Genomic DNA, 387 nt, shown 5'->3' with positions numbered 1-387 from the left:
TTGCCTGGCGGCTGTAGCGCGGTGGTCCCACCTGACCCCATGCCGAACTCAGAAGTGAAACGCCGTAGCGCCGATGGTAGTGTGGGGTCTCCCCATGCGAGAGTAGGGAACTGCCAGGCATCAAATTAGTAAGGGCGACATTTATGTCGCCCGAAGTTTTGCTGATATGGCTCAGTTGGTAGAGCGCACCCTTGGTAAGGGTGAGGTCCCCAGTTCGACTCTGGGTATCAGCACCAGTAATAAGCGTGAGTTCGGTAAATCAAGAATTTGCCTGGCGGCTTTAGCGCGGTGGTCCCACCTGACCCCATGCCGAACTCAGAAGTGAAACGCCGTAGCGCCGATGGTAGTGTGGGGTCTCCCCATGCGAGAGTAGGGAACTGCCAGGCA

1 tRNA gene and 2 rRNA genes are annotated in these 387 nt (G+C 57.1%); all 3 read left to right on the top strand.

The window, feature by feature from the left end:
• Window positions 1-3 precede the first annotated feature (3 nt).
• Window positions 4-119 (top strand): 5S ribosomal RNA (rrf, locus tag N5923_RS00135).
• Between the two features lie 41 nt (window positions 120-160).
• Window positions 161-236: transfer RNA gene (locus tag N5923_RS00130), tRNA-Thr, on the top strand.
• A gap of 34 nt (window positions 237-270) precedes the next feature.
• A 5S ribosomal RNA gene (rrf, locus tag N5923_RS00125) occupies window positions 271-386 on the top strand.
• Window position 387: the final 1 nt, after the last annotated feature.

This window comes from Winslowiella arboricola, assembly GCF_025527015.1.
GTDB classification, from domain to species: Bacteria; Pseudomonadota; Gammaproteobacteria; order Enterobacterales; family Enterobacteriaceae; genus Erwinia; species Erwinia arboricola.
The sequence above is the reverse complement of the archived record's forward strand: the minus strand, read 5'-3'. Positions and strand labels throughout refer to the sequence as shown.